This window comes from Streptomyces sp. sk2.1 (assembly GCF_008120935.1).
Lineage (GTDB): Bacteria > Actinomycetota > Actinomycetes > Streptomycetales > Streptomycetaceae > Streptomyces.
In genome coordinates this window covers 18,761-19,386 of the sequence record NZ_RDBO01000081.1, presented here as the reverse complement: position 1 = coordinate 19,386, position 626 = coordinate 18,761, and the positions used below count along the sequence as shown (strand labels likewise).

The following is a 626-nucleotide window of genomic DNA, read 5'->3' as shown; positions in this document are numbered from 1 at the left end:
CCCGGCCGCCGACCGCGACGACTGGCACGCCCCGGACACCCGGGTCGCCCATACCGCCGACGTGTCGGGCCGACGCGGCACGTACACCCTGCGCATCCCGGTCGGGCGCGCGGACGAATCGTTCTACCTGCGGCTGCGCGGCAGCGACGGCAGGCGCAACGGGGCGGGGTTCCTCGGCGCGGCGATCGACCCGCACGGCCCGCGGCCGCACGAGCCCGGCAAGGGCAACCCGTGGCTCGACACCTGGTTCTACACCAACCCGGTCTTCGTGGACGTCGTGCGCTGAACCCGCCGACCGGTCGGGGCGGCCCGGGAAACGGGGCCGCCCCGACCGGCGCTCAGGCGTCCAGCGCCGCGGAGACCACGGCCTTCGCCTCCTCCTGGACCCGGGCGAGGTGGTCACCGCCCAGGAAGGACTCCGCGTAGATCTTGTAGACGTCCTCGGTGCCCGAGGGACGGGCGGCGAACCAGGCGTTCTCCGTGGTCACCTTGATGCCGCCGATCGGCGCGCCGTTGCCCGGCGCCTCCGTGAGCACGGCCGTGACCCGCTCGCCGGCCAGGGTGTCGGCCGTGACCTGCTCGGGGGACAGCCGGGCGAGCACCGCCTTCTGCGCGCGGTCGGCCGG

General features: G+C 75.4%; 2 pseudogenes. One reads left to right on the top strand and one right to left on the bottom strand.

Going from position 1 to position 626, the window contains the following annotated elements:
• Nucleotides 1–286, top strand: a pseudogene (locus tag EAO76_RS36630) (histidinol-phosphatase); the annotation flags it as partial.
• A 52-nt stretch (nucleotides 287–338) separates the two neighbouring features.
• Here EAO76_RS36630 and EAO76_RS36625 read toward each other — a convergent pair.
• Nucleotides 339–626 (bottom strand): annotated as a pseudogene (locus EAO76_RS36625) (phosphoglucomutase, alpha-D-glucose phosphate-specific); the annotation flags it as partial.